Raw genomic sequence first — 21,776 nt, 5'->3', positions numbered from 1 at the left:
AGATGCCGATTACCCGCAGTGGGACGAAAAGACCCCGTGCACCTTTACTATAGCTTAGTATTGGTTTTGGATAAGTAATGTGTAGGATAGGTGGGAGACTTTGAAGCGGCGTCGCTAGGCGTTGTGGAGTCATTGTTGAAATACCACCCTTTGCTTATCTAGAGTCTAACCTTCAATGAAGGGACAGTGCTTGGTGGGTAGTTTGACTGGGGTGGTCGCCTCCAAAAGAGTAACGGAGGCTTCTAAAGGTTCCCTCAGCACGGTTGGTAATCGTGCGTAGAGTGCAATGGCATAAGGGAGCTTGACTGAGAGACCTACAAGTCGATCAGGTACGAAAGTAGAGCATAGTGATCCGGTGGTTCCGCATGGAAGGGCCATCGCTCAAAGGATAAAAGGTACGCCGGGGATAACAGGCTGATCTCCCCCAAGAGCTCATATCGACGGGGGGGTTTGGCACCTCGATGTCGGCTCGTCACATCCTGGGGCTGGAGAAGGTCCCAAGGGTTGGGCTGTTCGCCCATTAAAGTGGCACGCGAGCTGGGTTCAGAACGTCGTGAGACAGTTCGGTCTCTATCTACTGTGGGCGTTAGAAATTTGAGTGGATCTGTTCCTAGTACGAGAGGACCGGAATGGACAAACCTCTGGTGTATCTGTTGTTCCGCCAGGAGCATTGCAGAGTAGCTACGTTTGGAAGGGATAAGCGCTGAAAGCATATAAGCGCGAAACCCACCACAAGATGAGATTTCTTTAAAGGGTCGTAGGAGATGACTACGTTGATAGGTCATAGGTGTAAAGGCAGTAATGTCATAGCCGAGTGATACTAATAACCCATAGGCTTATTGTACGCCTGTTTTTTTTAGAGTACAAAAACAATAATTCATGTAATTTTTTCAATATGTTAAGATATTTGCAGGTGATCTGCAGTTAAGACTAATAATCTTAACTTTAAACTTAAGGTGATTATAGCGATGGGGCTCACCTCTTACCATTCCGAACAGAGAAGTTAAGCCCATTTGCGCCGATGGTACTACATTGTGGAAGAGTAGGTCGTCGCCTTTTTTAGAGAATCCTCAGCATTTATTTGTTGAGGATTTTTTTATGCAATAAAATCAATAGAAAAATCTCGCTAAGAAGGGTGACGGCGAAGGATTTTTTTTTATTGTTTATTTGTAGAAAATACTCTATATTTAGGTTTAGCTAAGTAAAGGAGTCAAAGTTGCGCGAACGATAGCAGCGGCATCCTTTTTTTATTAGTACCTATACCTAAATAGGTAATAATAATGTCGTCTAAATGGTGAGATACGGAATGTAGTTCTGCATCTAAAAAAAGATATAGCGGATAGCGTGGTTTTTATTTTTCTTAAAAACGCGCCATAAAAACTAATCATTTTATTTATCTTCAAAATCTGTATTGAAAAAGGAATAATGGCAACAAATAAGGAATTAGATTTAGCTTGGGATTTTGTGAATAACACGGACAGAAATGTGTTTTTAACAGGAAAAGCAGGTACCGGTAAAACAACGTTTTTGCATAAGTTAAAGAGGAATTCTTTAAAGCGAATGGTTGTTGTAGCGCCAACTGGAGTAGCAGCTATTAATGCAAAAGGGGTTACCATTCATTCGTTTTTTCAGATGCCTTTCGGACCTATTTTACCTAACGAAGATTTAAAAGGTTCTGGTGGATTTAATAGAAAATTTGGGAAGACCAAAATCAATATTATTAAGTCAATGGATTTATTAGTGATTGATGAAATTAGTATGGTTCGTGCCGATTTATTAGACGGTATCGATAAAACGCTAAGAAGGTTTAGAAATAGAGATCAAGTTTTTGGAGGTGTGCAATTGTTAATGATTGGTGATTTACAGCAATTATCTCCAGTGGTTAAAGATAACGAATGGCATTTATTAAAACCTTTTTATAGTAATGCGTTCTTTTTTAGCAGTCTTTCGTATCAGCAAAGCAATACGATTACGGTAGAATTGAAACATATTTATAGACAAGATAATCCTAAGTTTATTGATATTCTAAATGAGATAAGAACAAATACATTAACGCAAGCTTCGGCAGATGAATTAAATAAAAGGTATCAACCAGATTTTTCACCTACCGAAGAGGAAGGTTATATTTCATTAACTACACATAATAGTAAAGCAGAGCGGACGAATCATTTAGAACTGGAGAAATTAAAAGGAAAAAAGGAAACCTATAATGCATCGGTAGAAGGGAAATTTCCTGAATTTTCATATCCTAATAAAGAAGAGCTTATCTTGAAAGTTGGTGCTCAGGTGATGTTTATTAAAAATGACAGCTCTACAGAAAAGCGTTATTTTAATGGTAAAATAGGAAAGGTTATTTTACTAGATAAAGACGAAGTGGTTGTAAAATGTCCGGATGACGATTTTAATATTATCACTACTCCAGAGATTTGGGAAAACATTAATTACGATGTAGATAAAGATACCAAGGCGATTACAGAAAATAAAATTGGCTCATATACCCAAATGCCTTTGCGTTTGGCTTGGTCCATTACTATTCATAAAAGTCAGGGTTTAACTTTTGAGAAAGCCATTATTGATGCGCAAGGTGCATTTGCTCATGGGCAAACCTATGTAGCGCTGAGTCGTTGTAAAAGTTTGGAAGGTTTAGTTTTAAAAAGTAAAATTAATTCCAGTCAGATTATTAGTGATAGTAATGTGATTTCGTTTAATAAAGCAGCAGAAGAAAATCAGCCGGACGAAACTATTTTAGAATCATCTAAATCTAAATTTCAGTTACATTTGATTTCCGAAATTTTTGATTTCTACAAATTTCTGTATCCTGTGAATCGTGTTTTGGATGTATATTATAAAAACAGAGGAATCATTGAAGGAAATGTAGAAGCCCCTTTAGTTTCTATCAAAGACTGTGTTGCTAATTTACTTAAAGTTGCGAATGGTTTTAAAGCACAGCTTAAAGAACTTTCTGAAGTTACGCAAATTCCAGAATCGAGTAAAGAAATTCAAACACGTTTTGTAAAGGCTTTAGCCTATTACAAAATACAAGTAAGCACTAAGATTATTGAACCTTATAAAACGTTTGGTTTTGCTACAGATAATAAGGCGGTAGAAAACGACTTTACCAAAGCTTTAGATTTATTTGAAGAGTTATTAGCTACAAAACAATTATATTTTACTGGTTTAGCGGAAGGTTTTCAGGTAAAGCCATTTCTAGAATTACGAGCTAAATCTGTTTTCTTAGCTAAAGAGGCACCAAAGAAACCTAGAAAAGCGGTTATAGATGGAACGACTAATGTGGAACTGTTTGAATTGCTTCGTGAGTTACGAAACACGATTGCTAGTGAAAAGGAATTAATTCACTATCAAGTTTTCAATCAGAAGTCTTTATATGAAATGTGTGAAACTTTACCAACCAATAAAACCGAATTACTACAAGTAAATGGTTTTGGTAAAACACGTGTGGAAAAATATGGAAGCCAAATTTTAAAAGTCATTCGTGACTATTGCGATGAAAATGATATAGAAACTTCTAAAGATGCTGATATTTTTGAAGCTCCAACAGCAAAACGACAAAAAGGAGATACCAAAAGAACCTCGTTAGAACTATTTAAATCGGGAAAAGCGATAGAACAAATTGCTATGGAACGAGATTTAAACGTAAATACGATTGCAGGTCATTTAGCTAGTTTTTTAGATTCCGGTGAAGTAAAAATTTTGGATTTAATTTCTGAAAAGCATTATAAAGAGCTGAAGAAAATTATTCCAAAACAGAAGTTTGAAAATATTTCAGAATTAAAACATCAAATAGACGATAAGTACACGTATGGAGAAATACGATTGGTGTTAGGTGATTTAAAGAAATAAAAGCTTCAAAAAATAAATTTTAAAGCTTTTATTTTATATACATATATGTAGTTATTTAACTATTAATTTTTTGGTGATTTTATTTCCTTCGGTTTTTATACTTACAAGATACATCCCTGTAGATAGTTTACTCACATTAAACGTGTTTTCTGGAGTTACAGACATTGAAATTTGTTTACCTAAAGTATCATGTATTTCTATTTTGTAATTAATAAAATTTTCTGGCACCTCAATTTTCACAATACTTGTTGCTGGGTTAGGATGCATGGAAAACGTGCTCATTTCATTATCTTCAATGTCTAGAGTATCAAAATTATAAGAACTTGTTCCAGATAAAGCGGAAGCATTTGGATCTACTACATTTGTAAAAAGAAACATAGAATCATCAATCATGTCCGCTTGCATGAAACTTACTAAAGGAGTTACAGTCGTAGCTAAAACAGAATCATTCGCTAAAAGACTAATAGATCCATTTGTTGGTGCTCCATTTACTTGAATGCTAACCATTGGTGTTTCTAATCCGCTTGAAGGAGCCGGTAATGCAATAAGACTACCTAAAGTTTCTGTAATTAAATATCCATCTATGGAAGGTTGTGATACATTATTACCATCAAAATAAGTGGCATTAGCTCCATTACCCAAAGAAGAAGTTATAGAAGCAGTTATTCCATCTGTTAGAATAATTGTAAATCCATAACTTTGTACTAATGTTGCAAAATCTGAAGCGCTAATATTTGGCCTTGCAGAAATAGTATAGTTATAACTACCATTATCTACTAATGTATAGGTGTAACCATCTTGTGCATGAATTGTTGGCGTTAATAAGTAAAAGAGAAATAATAATATATATATTTTCATAATATTTTTTAAGTTTAATTTTCTGGTAATTGTTCTTTAATTTGATAAGTACTAAAATTAAATACATTTTCAGGGTGGGCTAATACATTTTGTAAAATGAAAGGAGTATCTGGAGTTGTTCCAGTATACTGTATATTTCCATTCATATCTACATCATGAACATTATAACCAGTAGCTAAAAAAGTTGGAAAGTTTAACACATTTCCTGGATCATTGAGCACTTCAGATAAAATACTTGTTGCGTCTGGGGTTGTTCCAGAATATTGAATAAGACTATCTCCATTTACATTACCAGCCCAAAGGGCATTAGCACCAGACAATAATGAAATTTGCGCATTATTACCAAAGGTTACTGTAGCACTATTCGTAAAATCTATAAAAGTTGGGGATACCGACAAAGCAATTGGATTTTCTGTCATTACGCTTAAATGGTTTCTATGTTTCACTACTATATAATAAGGATCATTGTATCCTTCTAAATATATATTGGATAAGCCATCTATATCTACAACATCTCCATCACGTTGTAATAAAGCAGATTTATCATCTACAATAAAAGTGTTATCCATATCGCTTCGAATTTCAATCCAAACCCAATCTACAATATCGTCGTTAGATAATCCAATACCTGATGCGCCTCCATTGTTTAAAACAGAGGGATTATTTACTAACTTCATATCAGGATAGGGACTCATAAGTGGAATAAACCCATTTACACGTAAGTCATCATTCATTAAACTAGCATTTGATGGATTAATTAAAGGACCTTGAAGAAATAACTTTATATTTAATCTTAAATCAACTATTTGATTAGGATCTAGATAAACAAGTTCTTGAGCTACATCAAACCCATCGCCATTACCACCATTATAAAGTACTACAAGTGATAAATTATTGAGTGTTGTGTTTAGTAATGTTTCCTGGTCAAATCCATCACCATTGCTACCTTCATAAAGAGCCGTAAGCGAAATATTTTCTAATGTTGTATTAAGTAATGTTTCCTTGTCAAATCCATCACCATTACTACCTTCATAAAGAACAGTAAGCGAAACGTTTTCTAATGTAGTACTCACTAAAATAGCATTATCAAAACCATCACCATTACTACCTTCATATAATGCGGTTAGTACAATATTCTCTAGCGTTGTGCTTAATAATATTTTACTGCCATAGCCATCTCCTTTTGAACCTTCATATAATACTGCAAGCGAAATATTAGTCAGTGTAGTATTTAAATTTGTTTCACTATCATGACCATCGCCATTACCACCATTATACTGAGCAAATATCTGTGTGCATTGAAATACTATAAAAGATAAGATTAAAAATATTTTTTTCATCTTTCTATATATTAAGGTGCTGTTCTTGCACCTCTAAACCCAAGACGATTATTTCCTCCTGAAATTACAGAAGCTCCATCATATCTATCTGAAATTCTTATATATTCAGCACCATTTAACCAACTACCACCACGAAAACTATAACCATCTCCTGTAGTGCTGTTAGGCCAGTTAGAAACGGTTCCAATACCACTAGTACTACCAATAATACCATTTCCATGTAAACCAGTAAAACTTCTTCCTTGCGCAGTACCTACAGTTACGCATCTTTCATATAGGTTACCAGATAGTTCCATTATTCCATAATAACTTCCACCTGTTTCTTCTCTGTTATTGTTTACTGCACTTGCTGCGAAAATCCCATTTCTTAATGGTCCATTTATAGTTCCATCCGTAAGGCTGTACATAGCATTACCAGAGTTTGTTTCTGGGTTAGTAACACGTTCACTTGAAAATCCGGAATTCACAATAGTATAATCATTACTTGCTATATTGGAACTTCCCCAAGCAAATTCACCTGGTTTGGGTAAGATAGGACCTCTGCATGCTTTTTCGTATTCTAATTCGGATAAAGGACGTAAGCCTGTCCAATCCATATATGCATTTATATCTGCAACATTTACAAAGGATACCGGTCTATCTGGAGCTGTAGTAGTTGCACTAGCAGAACCACCTGTCCATGAAATGGTATTCCTATTTACAACGGCATCACTATTTTTGTGAGCTGTATCTGTAATATCTCTATTCGTTTTTTGAGTTTCCGTTAAACTGTTAAAGAAACCCAACCATTGCGATTCTGTAGTTTCATATTTCATTGCATAAAATGCATTAAACCCTTTAGGATAGGAAGCAGATAAAGTTCCAGTTTGATCTCCTCCTCTTGCATTAGTAGCTGTGTAATATAAATTTCCAGAAGTATTTGCAATAGTTAAAGCGGCTTCAGAAGTAATTCTATAGGACGTTGAAGTAGAAGAACCGCCTGAATGAAACTTATTAACTTCACTTCCAGTAGTTCCACCTACATAAAAAGAGCCCTCAGGCACATATACCATTTCTACAGCAAATACTTGTATGTCGATAATATCATTAGTGTCTGTAGAACCGAAATCCCAACGAATTTGGTTATCTAGGAAGTTTACATTTCCGCTTCCATCTGCATTTCTGTAAATTAATGCTCCAATGCCATCCGAGGTAACTTCCATTGTGGCACCTGTGGCAGCTGTCGAATTGGATTGACTTATTGAGCCGTGTATCCATGTACCATTATTCACTCTGTATTTTATAAATACCCAAGCTGCATCCCAATTGGATGGTCCAGAGCTAATTCTCCATGAGTTTTCCCAAAAAAGGTCAAACTCAATATTTACCCAGTTGGATACTTGATTTAAATTTTCAAGTGAAATATTATTCACTTGGATGTTATTAGCTTTTACTTGTAGAAAGGATGCAAATGCAAATAAAAAGATAATTTTTTTCATGATTTTAATGTTTGATTAATAGTTTTATATAATATTTAATAGCCTTCTAAAAGAAAGGTTAACATAATTAATTTTGGAAGTCTAATAAATGTTACTTTATTAAGTAAATAGGGGGAGTGTTTTTTAGATACTGATTAACAGTATTTTAAAGGTATGGGAATCCTTTAGGAAATAGTTTTATAATTGTATAACTGGTATTCAATTTTGTATATATGGTTCTATTTTACTTTTTTAAACATAAAAACAGCCTTACAAATTTAATTTGTAAGGCTGTTTTATATTATTTAATGTTCTATTATTTAGATAGGTATATAAATGATTATCCTTTAATCAAACCTCTAGAAATTACAATTTTTTGAATTTCAGAAGTACCTTCATAAATCTGAGTTATTTTTGCATCACGCATTAAACGTTCTACATGATATTCTTTTACAAAACCATTTCCACCATGAATTTGAACCGCTTCTACTGTATGTGTCATAGCAACTTGAGAAGCATATAATTTTGCCATTGCACTAGACATGTCGTAATTGTTTCCTTGGTCTTTATCCCAAGCAGCTTTCATTACTAACATACGTGCCGCTTCAATTTCGGTATACATATCTGCTAATTTGAAAGCAATAGCTTGATGGTTACAAATTTCGGTACCAAAAGCTTTACGTTCTTTAGAATATTTTAAAGCTAATTCATAGGCACCAGTAGCAATTCCTAAAGCTTGCGCTGCAATTCCAATTCTTCCACCAGATAAGGTTTTCATAGCAAACAAAAATCCAGATCCATCTTCGCCAATTCTATTTTCTTTAGGCACTTTTACATCATTAAATTGTAACGTATGTGTATCACTTCCTCGAATTCCTAATTTATCTTCTTTTGGTCCAATATCAAAACCAGGCATTCCTTTTTCAAGAATAAAAGCATTAATTCCATGCGAACCTTTGTGGTTATCTGTTTGGGCAATTACTATATAAACTCCTGCACGTCCACCATTAGTAATCCAGTTCTTTGTACCGTTAATTAAATAATGATCTCCTTTATCTATAGCAGTCGTTTTTTGTGAAGTGGCATCACTACCAGCTTCTGGTTCACTTAAACAAAAAGCACCAATTTCTTCTCCAGTAGCAAGTTTTGTTAAGTATTTTTGTTTTTGTTCTTCATTTGCATAAGCTTCTAAACCATAGCAAACTAAAGAGTTGTTTACAGAAACCATTACAGAAGCAGAGGCATCAATTTTAGAAAGTTCTTCCATAATTAATACATATGAAATGGCATCCATTCCACTTCCTCCATATTTAGGATCTACCATAATACCCATAAAACCAAGATCTCCCATTTTTCTAACTAATTCTTGCGGGAAAGTTTGTGCATTATCACGTTCTATAACTCCTGGAAGTAATTCGGTTTGTGCAAAATCGCGAGCGGCATCGCGAATCATGATATGTTCTTCTGTTAGGCTAAAATCCATAGTTCTATTTAAATGTTTTTATGATAAAAAATGAGTACAAATATAAGTTTTTAATAGCATATTTTCAATAGAGATTACTATTTTTACATAATATGACAAAGAAGGAATATAAAATGGTAGGAGTTATGTCTGGAACATCTTTAGATGGAATAGATTTAGCCTACATCACTTTTAATTTGGAAACCACTTGGAAGTTTAAAATAGAATGCTGTAATACCATTAGTTATTCGGAAGAATGGTTACATATTCTTAAACATTTAGTATCTAATTCTTTGGAAGAACTAAAACAAATTGACATTAATTATACGGCACATGTAGCACAAATAATTAATGCTTTTATTGTAGAAAATAATATTCAAGAGATAGATGCTATTTGCTCTCATGGGCATACTGCATTGCATCAACCAGAAAAAGGTTTAACCTATCAAATAGGAAATTTAAAAGAATTAGCCACTTTAACGAATACTAAAGTAGTTTGCGATTTTAGAGTGCAAGATGTAGCTCTTGGTGGTCAAGGTGCTCCATTAGTGCCAATTGGCGACCAATTGTTGTTTTCAGAATATGACTATTGTTTAAACTTAGGTGGTTTTGCAAATGTTTCCTATTCCGAAAACCAAAAACGGATCGCTTATGATATTTGTCCGGCAAATATTGTATTAAATAAATACGCAAATAAGCTAGGTTTACCTTATGATGATAAAGGCGAAATTGCAAAATCGGGAGCCTTTTTAATGGATTTAGAAAACGAATTACGAAATTTATCGTACTATAATCAGCGTCCGCCAAAATCATTAGGACTAGAATGGGTGGAAACTGAAATTTTCCCAAAATTAGAAGCTTCAATTTATAAAGAAGCAGATTTACTTCACACATGTACAGAACATATTGCGAGTCAAATAGCAACGAATTTTAAAATCGGAACCAAAGTTTTAGTAACAGGTGGTGGCGCTTATAATGATTACCTTATCTCTAGAATTAATTTTAGAAAAGAATTAAATCTCATTATACCTTCCAAAGAATTAATAGAGTTTAAAGAAGCACTAATTTTTGGCTTTTTAGGGGTGTTGAAAATGCGGGATGAAGTAAATTGTTTAGCAAGTGTAACAGGAGCGAGACAAGATCACAGTAGCGGAAAAATTTATCTTCCGTAAAAATAGTATAAATTTATAATAAAGCACTTTTTGTTTTTTATATTTGTTTAACAAACAACGAACCATATTAATGAAAGATTTACTTACTAAGTACGAAAATAAAGAACCCGAAATTATATTTAATTGGAAAGATGCAGAAACAGATGCAGAGGGTTGGACCGTTATAAACTCACTTCGTGGTGGCGCAGCTGGTGGAGGAACTAGAATGCGTAAAGGGCTAGATATGAATGAGGTTTTGTCACTAGCCAAAACTATGGAAGTGAAATTTACTGTTTCTGGACCAGCAATTGGTGGTGCAAAATCAGGTATTAATTTCGATCCAAACGACCCAAGAAAAAAAGGCGTTTTAGAGCGTTGGTATAAAGTGGTTTCCCCTTTACTAAAAAGTTATTATGGTACAGGAGGAGATTTAAATGTAGATGAAATACATGAAGTAATTCCTATTACCGAACAAAGTGGTGTTTGGCATCCGCAAGAAGGTGTGTTTAATGGACACTTTAAACCTACCGAAGCCGATAAAATTAATCGAATCGGACAGTTACGTCAAGGTGTAATTAAGGTTATAGAAAATCCAAACTTCTCTCCTAGTGTAACCAGAAAATATACGGTAGCAGATATGATTACAGGTTTTGGTGTTGCGGAAGCCGTAAAACAATATTACGCTATTTATGGAGGGTCTGTTGTTGGTAAAAAAGCAATAGTTCAAGGTTTTGGTAATGTAGGTTCTGCAGCAGCTTTTTACCTGTCGCAAATGGGAGCCAAAGTTGTTGGTATAATAGATCGTGATGGTGGTTTAATAAAGGAAGAAGGTTTTTCTTTTGAAGAAATTACAGCGCTGTTTTTAAATAAAGATGGAAACACGCTAGTTGCAGATAATATTATTCCTTTTGATGAAATTAATGCTAAAATTTGGTCCCTAGAAACACATATATTTGCACCTTGTGCAGCTTCTAGATTAATTACGCAAGATCAAATTGATCAAATGATTGATACAGGATTAGAAGTTATTTCTTGTGGTGCTAATGTACCATTTGCAGATAAAGAAATCTTTTTTGGTTCTATTATGGAACATACCGATAATCGCGTAAGTCTTATACCAGATTTTATTTCAAACTGTGGTATGGCAAGAGTTTTTGCATACTTTATGGAACGTAAAGTACAAATGACAGACGAAGCTATTTTTAATGATACTTCAGAAATTATAAAAAAAGCAATTGAAAACGTACATAACAAAAACCAATCAAAAACAGGGATTAGTGCAACGGCTTTCGAAATTGCATTAAGCCAACTTATATAACACAATTTTATGGAAACAGTAATTATTTTAGTATTTGTATTAGGCTATTTAGCTATTACTTTAGAGCATAGCATTAAAATTGATAAGCTAATTCCGGCTTTAGTCATGATGGCTATTTGTTGGGCTTTAATTGCTTTGGGAATTGATAGTTTTCCGCAGTGGTTCGATTCTGCCAAACACAATTTAATGGATAATTTTGGATTGCTTGGGCATGAAGAAAAAATGCACATGATGGAAGAGACGTTGTTGCATCATTTAGGTAAAACAGCTGAGATTCTAGTATTCCTTTTAGGAGCAATGACTATCGTTGAAATTATAGATTATTTTGATGGTTTCTCTACGATTAAAAACTTTATTAAAACAAAAAAGAAATCTAAAATCTTATGGATTTTTTCTTTTCTTGCTTTTGTGCTTTCCGCAATTATAGACAACTTAACAGCAACAATAGTTTTAATTTCTATTCTTCAAAAAATAGTAAAAGATAGAGATGTACGTATCTGGTACGCAGGTTTAATTATCATCGCAGCAAATGCTGGTGGTGCTTGGTCTCCAATTGGTGATGTTACTACTACAATGCTTTGGATTGGTAAAAAGGTAACTACAGGACATTTAATTGGTTACTTATTTATTCCTTCTTTATTATGTATGCTTGTTCCTACGTTTATTGCTTCCTTTTTACCCGCGTTTAAAGGAAATTTAGAAACGGTGGAAGAAGATAGTGATAAACCTAAAAGTAAATATAGCGCAACGATGTTATATCTAGGTTTAGCAGGAATTGTTTCTGTGCCAATTTTTAAAACAGTAACGCATTTACCTCCTTATGTTGGTATGATGTTAGCTTTAGGTATTGTTGCAATTTTCGCAGAAATATATAGTAATTCTAAATTTAGTATCTCTAGCCCAGACTCTGCAGAAAGTGATGCACATGCACATCATAGTCCAGTTCATCATTCTCTTTCTAAAATAGAAATGCCAAGTATTTTATTCTTTTTAGGAATTTTAATGGCTGTTGCAGCTTTAGAATCTTTAGGAATTCTGTTTGGTTTTGCGACAACTTTGCAAGACACGATGCCAATGCTTGGTACCGAATTACACCATGGCGGAGTTTCCGATTTAGTAGTATTGTTATTAGGAGTTGGATCTGCAGTGATAGATAACGTTCCATTAGTAGCAGCAAGTTTAGGTATGTTCTCAGAACCTATCGATAATGAACTTTGGCACTTTATTGCATATTCTGCAGGAACAGGAGGAAGTATGTTGATTATTGGTTCTGCTGCAGGAGTTGTTGCAATGGGAATGGAAAAAATAGATTTCTTTTGGTATGTTAAAAAAATATCATGGTTAGCCTTAATTGGTTTTCTTGTTGGTTCAGCAGCATTTATGGTTACAAGAACTTTATTTTAAAATATACTTAAGTAAAAATATCAACGTTAATACATTAGTCAAAACAATTTTTTATGTTAAATACAATAATGCAAGATGCACAAGAAGGTGCAGAATTATTAGCGGATGGAGAATCTGCTAAAAAAACACTTTCCATAATAGAACTAATATCCAGTGGAGGTACGGCAGGAATGATAATTATGGCTTTACTATTTGTACTACTTATAGTTGCTATCTATATTTATTTTGAAAGATTATTTGCTATTAAAGCAGCATCACAAGTAGATGCGAATTTTATGAATCAAATAAAAGACCACGTTTCTAATGGTAAAGTAGATGCAGCACAAATGTTGTGTGCACAGCAAAATTCACCAGTTTCTAGACTAATAGGAAAAGGAATTAGTAGAATTGGTAAACCATTAGAAGATATTAATACCGCTATTGAAAATGCAGGAAGATTAGAAATTTACGGATTAGAAAAAAACGTTAGTGTATTGGCAACCATTTCAGGAGCTGCACCAATGATTGGTTTTCTAGGTACCGTAATAGGAATGATACTTTCTATATTCGAAATCGCAAATTCTGGAGGATCCATTGATATTAAAACACTTGCCGATGGTTTATATACAGCTATGACAACAACAGTTGGAGGCCTTATTGTTGGTATTATCGCGTATGTTTCCTACAACCATTTAGTAGTGAAAACAGATAAAGTTGTGTATCAAATGGAAGCCAACTCTTTAGAATTTTTAGATCACTTAAACGAGCCAACTTAATATGAATTTAAGAGGAAGAAATAAAGTAACACCAGAGTTTAACATGTCGTCTATGACAGACATCGTATTTCTGTTGCTTATCTTTTTTATGATTGCATCTACACTTGTTTCCGCGGAAGCTATAGATTTACTATTACCTAAATCTTCAAGCAAAACAACGCAAACAAAAAATGTATCTGTAAGCGTAGATAAAGACGTGAACTATTATGTAGACATGAAAAAAGTATCTAAAGAAAATTTAGAAGCAGAAGTAATAGCAAAAGTTGGTAGCACAGACACACCAACAATTACAATTCGTTCCGATCAAGATGTAGAAATGAAACACGTAGTGTTTATAATGGACATTGCGAATAGAAATAAAATAAAATCTACTTTAGCAGTAAAGTCTCAGTAGTTACAAAACACCTTTTCTTTTTTTAGAAAAGGTGTCTTTAGCTTTTATTAGCAGAATAAGGAAAGGTAAAATAACACTTCTTTAAGGAAGAAGTTACGTTTTGAATACACATTCAATAACCAAAGCATAATGAAATATTTCACAACCAAACATGAGAAGAATGCAGCAAAAATAACAACATTAATAATGTTGATTTTTATTTTGTTGCTTTTTGTTGTTGGTCAAGAATATCAAGAAGAACCGGAAGAATTTGGCGTAGCAATTAACTTTGGTAGTGCTGCACCAGTTGGAGGAAATGTGCAACCTAATAAACCGGTAGTAGAAGATAAAGCTACTGAAGAACCTGCCGAAAGTAAAACGGAAGAAGAAGTAATAGACGAAGAAGTAATAGACGAAGAAGCAATCGAGGCTGCTAAGGCCATAGAAGAAGCGAAAGCAGAGGAAGAAAGAATTAATGAAGAGAAGCTAAAAGAAGAGCAACTAAAAGAAGAAAAAGCTGCAGCAACAAAAGCACTTAAGGAAATTGAAGAAGCTAAAAAAGAAGCAGCAGAAGCCGAAAAGATACTAAAAGAAGAAGCCGAAGAGGCAGCGCGTTTAAAAACCGAAAAGGAAGCAAAGCAAAAAGCAGTAGCCGATGCTAAAACCAAAGCAGAAAAAATAGCCAAAGAAGTAAAAGATGCAAGGGATGCTAAAGATGCAAAGGATGCAAAAGATAAAGCAGCAGCAGCATCTAAAGCAAAAGCAGATGCGGCAGAGAAATTAAAAAAAGAAAACGAAGCGAAACAAAAAGCCGTAGCAGATGCAAAAGCGAAGGCAAAAGTAGCAGCAGATGCAAAAGCAGCGGCGGCAAAAGCAAAGGCAGAATCAGATGCAAAAGCAGCAGCAAAAGCTAAATCGGATGCCGAAGCTAAAGCAAGAGCAGACGCCAAAGCAGCAGGTGAAGCAAAAGCGGCAGCAGATGCTAAAGCCGCAGGAGAAGCAAAAGCAGCAGCGGCTGCAGCAGCTAAAGCCAAAGCAAATGCTGGAGGCGGAGAAACATCATTTGCCTTAATTGAAAACGTTCCTATTTATCCGGGGTGCGAAGGAGGAAATAATGCGACTAGAAAACAATGTATGAGTGATAAAATAAAAGAATTTATCATGAATAATTTTGATACTGATTTAGCAGCAGATTTAACTGGGGTGCAAAAAATTAATATCTCCTTCAAAATTAATACTTCTGGTAATGTGGTAAGTATAGGTGCAAGAGCTGCAGATCCCAAATTAGAAGCAGAAGCAAAACGAGTAACTAGATTGCTTCCTAAAATGAAACCAGGAATGCAGCAAGGAAGTCCAGTAACCGTTTCCTATGGATTACCGATTAGAATTAAATTGAAAGAATAACTTGTTTTCTTCGTAATGCAAGAATAAAATTTAAATGAAATACTTTAATACCAAACACGAAAAAGATTCAGCAAAGATTACAACGTTAGTTACGTTAATAATTCTTTTGCTAATCTTTGTCGTAGGACCAAAATATATGGATCCTCCAGAAGAATATGGTGTTGCAGTAAATTTTGGAACTACAGATTTTGGTAGCGGAAACGTACAACCTACAAAACCGGTAAAATCGGAAGACCTAGACATCGATAGACCTCCAGAAACAGAACCTACAAAAGCAGAACCTACAAAAGCAACGGAAGCTACAGAAGAAGTTTTAACCCAAGAAACCGAAGAAGCAGTTGCTATACAAAAACAAAAAGATGCCGTAGCAAAAGCAAAGGCGGTTGCAGATGCTAAAGCCAAAGCCGAAGCAGATAGAATTGCAAAAGAGAAAAGGGAGCAAGAAGAGAAAAAGAAAAAACTAGACGCTTTAATTGGAGGCGTTAGTAATTCCGAAGGAAGTGAAACAGGTAGTGAAGGTGATGATGACAAAGCAGGGGATAAAGGACAATTAAATGGCGATCCGTATGCGCCAAGTTATTTTGGAAATCCAGGGTCTGGAAGTGGAGGAGTAGGTTATGGCTTAAACGGAAGAGGAAAACCTTCAAAAGAAGTATTTAAACAAGATTGCAATGAGTCTGGAATGGTCATTGTAAGAATAGTGGTAAACAGAAGTGGTAATGTGGTAGAAGCAGAAGCAGGAGTAAAAGGAACCACAAATACGGCTTCGTGTTTACTGGAACCAGCTAAAAAAATCGCTTTATCTCATAAATGGCGACCAGATAGTAAAGCACCTGCAAAACAAGTAGGTTTTGTGAAAGTTAACTTCAATTTAGGGCAATAAAAAATGACATATCAAGATACTGTAAATTGGATGTTCTCTCAACTCCCAATGTATCAACAGCAGGGTAAAGCAGCGTATAAAGTAGACTTAAGTAATACAGTCTTACTTGCTAATCATTTAAATAATCCGGAAAATCAATTTAAAACTATTCATGTAGCTGGAACCAATGGAAAAGGTTCTACAAGTCATATGTTGGCTGCTATTTTACAAGAAGCAGGGTATACGGTTGGTTTGTACACTTCTCCGCATTTAAAAGATTTTAGAGAGCGTATTAAGATTAATGGTAAAGAAGTTAGTGAGCAGTTTGTAAGTAGTTTTATAAAGCATAACAAATCCTTTTTTGAAGCGCATTCCCTTTCCTTTTTTGAAATGACCGTTGGTATGGCTTTCGATTATTTTGCAAAGCAAAAGGTCGATATCGCAATTATTGAAGTTGGTTTGGGTGGTCGTTTAGATTCTACCAATATTATTACACCAGAAGTTTCTGTTATTACAAATATAGGATTAGATCATACACAGTTTTTAGGTAATACCTTGCACGCTATAGCGGAAGAAAAAGGAGGTATCATTAAAAAGAATGTTCCGGTGGTTATTGGCGAAACACAAGAAGAAATAAAATCTGTTTTTAATCGAATAGCATCGAAAGTTTCCTCTCCTATATATTATGCCGATCAATTGGTTTCTACAGTTTATCAAAGTGACTTAAAAGGAAGCTATCAAGAAAAGAACATAAAAACAGTTTTGCAAACAATACGCCTATTACAAGAACAAAACTGGAAGATTTCAAAAAGTAATATACAAAAAGGACTAAAAGGGGTAGTCGTAAATACAGGTTTCAAAGGAAGATGGCAAATCTTACAAGAAGATCCGAAGGTTATTTGTGACACTGCACATAATAAAGAAGGACTTATTTATGCCATGACACAATTACAAGAGGAACCTTTTCATGCGCTTCATATTGTTTTTGGAGTGGTTAATGATAAAGATTTGGACTCGATAATTGCTCTTTTACCTAAAAACGCCACTTATTATTTTTGTAAACCAAATATTCCTCGCGGAAAAAATGCGGAAGAGTTGTGGGCTTACTTTAAAGAAAAAAACTATGTTGGGAAAGCATATAATTCTGTAAATGAAGCATATAAACAAGCGTTGAAATCGGCTAAAATAGGAGATGTTATTTATGTTGGAGGCAGTACTTTTGTCGTTGCAGAAATAATTTAAAAAAAACTTTAAAAAAGTTTTTGAGAATCCAAAAACTAATCTATATTTGCAGTCCCAAAGAATAGGGCTTTATTCAAAATGATTAAAGATAAGGTTACCGAAACCTTAAAAAAATATTTCGGGCGACTAGCTCAGTTGGTTCAGAGCACTTGGTTTACACCCAAGGGGTCAGGGGTTCGAATCCCTTGTCGCCCACAGAAATTAAAAATCCTCATATTTTTGTATGGGGATTTTTCGTTTTTAAAAAGATTCTGTTTTGATCCTATTTTTCTATAGAATAAAGAGACAGTAAAGCAAAGTAATATTGCCAATTTACTTTAGTATACTTTAGATTTAAAGAATTTAAAATAGGTAATGTACAAGGCATCCAAAACCTCTTAGTAATCTAAGCCTTGACATTTATTAAGTAATAAGCTTTCGCCTTTAAGTTTTGAGAAATTAGTTCCTAAATATTTGAAATACTTGTATTTACATGTAGTTTCTTTTGTAAAGATATTTTTACCCATTACATAGTCTTTCTTTTTTTTAAATAAAGTAGTAATGTTGTTGTGAAAAGTTTTTGAGAATCCAAAAACAGGTGTATATTTGCAGTCCTGTTAAACGGGACTCGAGACAAAAGTAGTTTAGAGTATAGGTTTTCCGAAACCTTAAAAAAATAAATCGGGCGACTAGCTCAGTTGGTTCAGAGCACTTGGTTTACACCCAAGGGGTCAGGGGTTCGAATCCCTTGTCGCCCACATCAAAAAAAATCCTGATACTTTTGTATCGGGATTTTTTGTTTATAAAAAACAAGAATGAAGGGCGTTTTCATTCCTGCTTTACTTACTAAATAGGTTTCGATTAGGGATCTCTAATCTCATGTAGAGCATAAATAAAAAAGCTTCTCTTTTGGGAGAAGCTTTTTTATTTATAAATCCGTTTTAAAGTTGGTAATATGGTTACATCAAATCCAAAGTTCGTTCTAAAGCCATACCTCGAGATCCTTTTATTAAAAGTGTTGCGTTCTTAGGTTTCTCAAAGTTATTTTTAAAAGTTTCAAAGGACTTATACTTCTTTACTTTATCGGAAGGCGTTTCCGTTTTAAAGAAATTTTCACCTATTAAATATATTTTGTCCAAGCTTAAATCAATTGCTAGTTGCGCTATATTTTGATGCTCTTTTTCTGCTTCGCTTCCCAATTCAAACATATCTCCCAAAATAACGATTTTATTTCGCTCTTTTAAATTAGAAAAATTAACTAGTGCTACTTGCATACTTGAAGGGTTTGCGTTGTAAGCATCTAAAATTACGTTGTTGTTTTCTATAGTTATTATTTGCGACCTGTTGTTCTGTGGGGTATAACTTTCAATCCCTGTTTTTATGTCTTTTAAGGGAACATCAAAGTGTTTTGCAATAGTAGTTGCCGCGCAAAGATTCGTGAAGTTATATGCGCCTATTAAGTTAGAGGTGATGATTTGATCTTCCGCTTTTAGTTTTACAAAAGGATTTGCTTCTACCATTTCTATCTGGTAGTATTCTTTGTTGGTTTGTGAAAAACCGTACTTTGTAATATAACTGCTTAGTTTTTCAGTTTGAATGGCATCATCCGCATTAAAAAAAATAGGTTTCTTGTTTTTTATTAAATAATGGTATAGTTCAGTTTTTCCTTTAATAACGCCTTCCATGCTGCCAAAACCTTCTAAATGTGCTTTACCAAAGTTTGTAATGTAACCATAATCTGGTTGGGCTATATTACATAGTAATTCAATTTCATTTAAATGATTTGCACCCATTTCTACAATACCTATTTCGGTATTGGTATTCATGGATAATAAGGTTAAAGGGACGCCAATATGGTTGTTTAAATTACCTACCGTGGCTACTGTTTTATATTTTTGAGATAGTGCAGCGTTTATTAATTCTTTGGTTGTTGTTTTGCCATTGCTACCTGTTAGTGCAATGATTTTTACTTTTAAATAGTTTCGGTGATAACTGGCTAATGCTTGCAGTGTTTTTAAAACGTTTTCAACAAGTATGGTCTGTTTATTAATAAGATATTCCGCTTCATCAACTACAACATATTTAGCACCATTTTTTAGTGCTTGTTCCGTAAAGGTATTCCCATTAAAGTTGTCGCCTTTTAGAGCGAAAAACATGGTGTTGGTTTCTATTTTTCTTGTGTCTGTACTCACGGTATTACATTGTAAAAACAGTTGGTGTAATTGCCCTATTTTCATATGTTTTATTTATTATATTTTAACTGTCACATGCTGTTCGCTATTCATTATTCACGCAGGTGATAGTGTTCTTAATATACTCGTTTTATAAAATAAATGTATAAAAAAAAGTCCTGACTATTGTCAGGACTTTTTTTATTTTTATAAAAGAATTATTAATTCTTTGTTTTGTTTGTTCCTTTAGATTTTGAACCTACACGAGACATTGCACATCTAAATCCAATATAATCTGTTGCCATATCTTGAGGGAAATAACGTCTTTGTGCTGGATCTAACCAGTACTCTCTGTCTTTCCAAGAACCACCTTTGTAAACTCTTACTTCATCATTAATTAAAGAAGTACGTTTGCTTGATTGGTCATACTCACGAATCATAGCTCCTGTAGAATCTGTTTCTACACTATGTTTTGGTGAGTTATACATTTTTCTTGTTACTGCATCATGGTCGCCTTCTCCACCTTCTTCTTCGTCAAAAGAATCTCCATACTGTCTAGAAGAACGTTTATCTCCATCTCTAAAGTTACGGTTATCACTTCTGTCAAAGTTTGTTCTTAAGTAAGTCTCGTTTTCATCAACACCAACTTGTGCAATTTCACCAGGGAGGTTTCTTGCTACAATTTTTCCGTTAGATAAAGTATCGTATACTATGTCATCAACAGTAACAATTTTTACAGTTCCGTCGTCATTAATAGCATTTTTAGTATACACATTTCCTCTATAGTAGTTAAAGTCATTAAACTCATCATCTACAATAGGTCTATAAACATCCGCAACCCATTCTGCAACGTTTCCAGCCATATCATATAAACCGTAGTCATTTGCTTGAAAAGACATTACTTGTTTTGTTATATCTGCTCCGTCATCACTCCATCCAGCAATTCCACCATAATCCCCTTTACCTTGTTTAAAGTTAGCCATTTGGTCACCACGAACTTTACGTTTTCCTGTTCGTGTGTATTGTCCAGCCCAAGGGTATTTTTTTCTACCTCTATATGTGTTGTAACTTCTTAAATCAGACATTCCTAAAGCTGCATACTCCCATTCCGCTTCCGTAGGTAGTCTATACATTGGTGAAATTACACCAGTTTCTCTTGTTGCATATTTATTAATAGTATCTCCTGATGCAGTAGTTTGCACACGACGTCTTGATCTTTCAGGATTAATAATACTATCATTACCACCATACGTTTGTGTTGGTGCATTTATATACGTATCTGTGTTAAAGTTTGCATCCGCAGTTGCTGTTAGTTTAGCATCTCTTGTTATCCAACCAGCTTGTTCTAGATTTAACTCATTATATCTGTCTGATCTCCAATTAGCAAATTCAACTGCTTGAATCCAACTAACACCAACTACAGGATATTCTGCATACGCAGGATGGCGTAAGTAATTGTTTGTCATAACTTCATTGTAACCTAAACGGTTTCTCCATACTAAAGTGTCTGGAGCTGCACCATTGTAAATGTCTTTAAAGTTTTCTTCCGATGGAGGATACGTGGATTTTAACCAGTATAAGTATTGAGAATACATAAAATTTGTAACCTCAGATTCATCCATGTAAAAAGATTGAATGTGTTGTTGGTTAGGCGTGTTGTTCCAATCATGCATAACATCATCTTGAACTTTACCCATTGTGAATGTTCCTCCTTCAACAAATACTAATCCAGGAGCAGTTTCTTGCTCTTTAAATTTTTCATTGTATTGAAAACCACCTTCTTTGGAATTGATTTTCCAACCTGTTGCTCTAGATGTATTTTTAGAACTAGATCTTTTACAGCTAACTGCAGTTACAGATACTGCTAAGATTAATAATAATACTACTTTTTTCATGTTCATACTTTTAAAGTAAGCTACTTGTTATTTTAGTGATGCAATATAAGAATTAAAGCCAATACTACAAGAAAATTTGTAAAAATTGATTAAAAAAAATTGCACTTCACCCTAATTATTAAACCTTATAACGATGTTTTTAATAATTTCATCGTTCATTTGTAGAACTAATAACGCACAATTTTATAAAATATTATTGTACTTTTGATTCGTTTTTTTAAAATTGTTTGTTTTTTAATAATAA

At 34.1% G+C, this 21,776-nt stretch carries 15 protein-coding genes, 2 tRNA genes and 2 rRNA genes (1 of these 19 only partly in view); 13 read left to right on the top strand and 6 right to left on the bottom strand.

Annotated features, from left to right (window positions below):
- The 3 genes from ACVCZW_RS02045 to ACVCZW_RS02035 form a co-directional block, all read left to right on the top strand.
- Nucleotides 1-844: ribosomal RNA gene (locus ACVCZW_RS02045) — 23S ribosomal RNA — on the top strand; it begins 1,977 nt to the left of the window's first position.
- A gap of 108 nt (nt 845-952) precedes the next feature.
- A 5S ribosomal RNA gene (gene rrf / locus ACVCZW_RS02040) occupies nt 953-1,059 on the top strand.
- A 366-nt stretch (nt 1,060-1,425) separates the two neighbouring features.
- The gene (locus ACVCZW_RS02035) at nt 1,426-3,861 is read left to right on the top strand and encodes a helix-turn-helix domain-containing protein (protein WP_452231521.1); all 2,436 of its coding nucleotides are present in this window, start codon (nt 1,426-1,428) and stop codon (nt 3,859-3,861) included.
- 51 nt (nt 3,862-3,912) lie between these two features.
- On the opposite strand, the gene ACVCZW_RS02030 is transcribed toward ACVCZW_RS02035, so the two are convergent.
- The 4 genes from ACVCZW_RS02030 to ACVCZW_RS02015 form a co-directional block, all read right to left on the bottom strand.
- Entirely contained in the window at nt 3,913-4,719 is an 807-nt protein-coding gene (locus tag ACVCZW_RS02030; RefSeq protein WP_452227873.1) for a T9SS type A sorting domain-containing protein, read from the bottom strand.
- A gap of 14 nt (nt 4,720-4,733) precedes the next feature.
- Nucleotides 4,734-6,059, bottom strand: a complete 1,326-nt coding sequence (locus ACVCZW_RS02025) for a hypothetical protein (RefSeq protein ID WP_452231520.1) — start codon at nt 6,057-6,059, stop codon at nt 4,734-4,736.
- Between the two features lie 11 nt (nt 6,060-6,070).
- Nucleotides 6,071-7,537 carry a formylglycine-generating enzyme family protein gene (locus ACVCZW_RS02020; protein WP_452231519.1) on the bottom strand — a complete coding sequence of 489 codons (1,467 nt, stop codon included), beginning with the start codon at nt 7,535-7,537 and terminating at the stop codon, nt 6,071-6,073.
- 319 nt (nt 7,538-7,856) lie between these two features.
- Nucleotides 7,857-8,999 carry an acyl-CoA dehydrogenase gene (locus ACVCZW_RS02015; protein ID WP_452227876.1) on the bottom strand — a complete coding sequence of 381 codons (1,143 nt, stop codon included), beginning with the start codon at nt 8,997-8,999 and terminating at the stop codon, nt 7,857-7,859.
- A 92-nt stretch (nt 9,000-9,091) separates the two neighbouring features.
- Here ACVCZW_RS02015 and ACVCZW_RS02010 point away from each other — a divergent pair, with 92 nt between their 5' ends.
- The 10 genes from ACVCZW_RS02010 (at nt 9,092) to ACVCZW_RS01965 (ending at nt 18,224) form a co-directional block, all read left to right on the top strand.
- Nucleotides 9,092-10,150 carry an anhydro-N-acetylmuramic acid kinase gene (locus tag ACVCZW_RS02010; protein WP_452227877.1) on the top strand — a complete coding sequence of 353 codons (1,059 nt, stop codon included), beginning with the start codon at nt 9,092-9,094 and terminating at the stop codon, nt 10,148-10,150.
- A 70-nt stretch (nt 10,151-10,220) separates the two neighbouring features.
- A complete protein-coding gene (locus ACVCZW_RS02005) occupies nt 10,221-11,447 on the top strand; it encodes a Glu/Leu/Phe/Val dehydrogenase dimerization domain-containing protein (RefSeq protein WP_452227878.1) in 1,227 nt (408 codons plus the stop codon).
- 9 nt (nt 11,448-11,456) lie between these two features.
- Nucleotides 11,457-12,851, top strand: coding sequence for a sodium:proton antiporter NhaD (nhaD, locus tag ACVCZW_RS02000; protein WP_452227879.1), 1,395 nt, complete (start codon nt 11,457-11,459; stop codon nt 12,849-12,851).
- 53 nt (nt 12,852-12,904) lie between these two features.
- Nucleotides 12,905-13,606, top strand: a complete 702-nt coding sequence (locus tag ACVCZW_RS01995; protein WP_452227880.1) for a MotA/TolQ/ExbB proton channel family protein — start codon at nt 12,905-12,907, stop codon at nt 13,604-13,606.
- A gap of 1 nt (nt 13,607) precedes the next feature.
- Nucleotides 13,608-14,000 (top strand): ExbD/TolR family protein, encoded by a 393-nt coding sequence (locus tag ACVCZW_RS01990; RefSeq protein ID WP_452227881.1) that lies wholly within the window; start codon nt 13,608-13,610, stop codon nt 13,998-14,000.
- A 129-nt stretch (nt 14,001-14,129) separates the two neighbouring features.
- The gene (locus ACVCZW_RS01985) at nt 14,130-15,383 is read left to right on the top strand and encodes an energy transducer TonB (RefSeq protein WP_452231518.1); all 1,254 of its coding nucleotides are present in this window, start codon (nt 14,130-14,132) and stop codon (nt 15,381-15,383) included.
- Between the two features lie 34 nt (nt 15,384-15,417).
- Entirely contained in the window at nt 15,418-16,266 is an 849-nt protein-coding gene (locus tag ACVCZW_RS01980; protein ID WP_452227883.1) for an energy transducer TonB, read from the top strand.
- A 3-nt stretch (nt 16,267-16,269) separates the two neighbouring features.
- Complete coding sequence (locus ACVCZW_RS01975; protein WP_452227884.1) at nt 16,270-17,487, top strand: bifunctional folylpolyglutamate synthase/dihydrofolate synthase; 1,218 nt, start codon at nt 16,270-16,272, stop codon at nt 17,485-17,487.
- Between the two features lie 120 nt (nt 17,488-17,607).
- Nucleotides 17,608-17,682, top strand: a tRNA-Val gene (locus tag ACVCZW_RS01970).
- A 467-nt stretch (nt 17,683-18,149) separates the two neighbouring features.
- Nucleotides 18,150-18,224 (top strand) — tRNA-Val (locus tag ACVCZW_RS01965).
- Nucleotides 18,225-18,425: 201 nt separating this feature from the next.
- Here the strand turns inward: ACVCZW_RS01965 and ACVCZW_RS01960 are convergent.
- Nucleotides 18,426-19,703, bottom strand: a complete 1,278-nt coding sequence (locus ACVCZW_RS01960) for a UDP-N-acetylmuramoyl-tripeptide--D-alanyl-D-alanine ligase (RefSeq protein ID WP_452231517.1) — start codon at nt 19,701-19,703, stop codon at nt 18,426-18,428.
- A 155-nt stretch (nt 19,704-19,858) separates the two neighbouring features.
- Nucleotides 19,859-21,538, bottom strand: coding sequence for a gliding motility lipoprotein GldJ (gene gldJ, locus ACVCZW_RS01955; protein WP_452227886.1), 1,680 nt, complete (start codon nt 21,536-21,538; stop codon nt 19,859-19,861).
- Nucleotides 21,539-21,776 lie beyond the last annotated feature (238 nt).

It is taken from the genome of Lacinutrix sp. MEBiC02595, from assembly GCF_053601555.1.
This window is presented reverse-complemented; position numbering and strand designations above follow the sequence as displayed.